Source organism: Salipiger sp. HF18 (assembly GCF_011806505.1).
Taxonomy (GTDB): domain Bacteria; phylum Pseudomonadota; class Alphaproteobacteria; order Rhodobacterales; family Rhodobacteraceae; genus Salipiger; species Salipiger thiooxidans.
The window spans coordinates 1-829 of sequence record NZ_JAATOS010000866.1; the positions used below are offsets into that span (position 1 = coordinate 1).

2 protein-coding genes are annotated in these 829 nt (G+C 68.4%); one reads left to right on the forward strand and one right to left on the reverse strand.

The window, feature by feature from the left end; translation table 11 throughout:
* The coding region (locus HC022_RS27610) for a DUF1223 domain-containing protein (protein WP_167454501.1) at positions 1–406 on the forward strand (406 nt) is incomplete at its 5' end.
* Here HC022_RS27610 and HC022_RS27615 read toward each other — a convergent pair.
* A partial coding sequence (locus HC022_RS27615; RefSeq protein WP_167454502.1) for a lysophospholipid acyltransferase family protein occupies positions 370–829 on the reverse strand: 460 nt, incomplete at its 5' end. The two genes, HC022_RS27610 and HC022_RS27615, sit on opposite strands and share 37 nt — an antisense overlap.

The window sequence follows — 829 nt, forward strand, 5'->3', positions numbered from 1 at the left end:
CCAGATGATGATCGGCGGGGTCTACGACGTGGTGGGCTCGCGGCCGATGAAGGTGGTGGACGCGATTCACCATCTCGCCGACAAGCCGGCACGGGCGCGGCTGAGCCTGACCCGGGGCGACGACGGGCAGATCGAGATTCACGCCGAGCCGCTGGGCACGCTGCCCGAAACCATCGTGCAGATGGTGCGCTACACGCCGGAATCGCGGGTCAGCATCCTCGAGGGCGAGAACGCCGGGCAGGCGATCACCTACACCCACATCGCCCATGGCTGGCAGGTGCTGGGCATCTGGGACGGGCAGGCGCCGCTCGAGATGGAGGTCACGGTCGAGGGCGAGGACCCGATCGTGGTCCTGCTCCAGGAAAAGGATTACGGGCCCATATTCGCGGCGGCGCGCTTGCGCTGACGCCTGGCCTGCCGCTTGGGCTTCCAGCGGCGGTGGATCCAGAACCACTGCGTCGGGTCCTCGGCGATGCGCGCCTCGAGCCGCCGCGTCGCTTCGCGCATCATCTCCACCGGCTCGCCATGGGGAATGGGCGCCTCGAACACCGCCTCGAAGGACAGCCCGTCGGCCTTGCGGATGCCGAAGAACGGCACGAAAAGCGCGCCGGTCTTCACCGCGATTTCCGCAGCCGACGTCAGCGTGGGCGCAGGCTGGCCGAGGAAGTCGATGGCCACCCCGTCGCTCGAGTAGACGTCGAAGAGCAGCACGCCCATGCCGCCCTCGCGGATGTGGCGCAGCAGCCCCATGGTGCCGCGCCGCCCCTGTTCGAAGACCGGATCGCTGAGCGCGTGCATGTTGGCGGCGTAATGCTCGTTGAAGAACGGG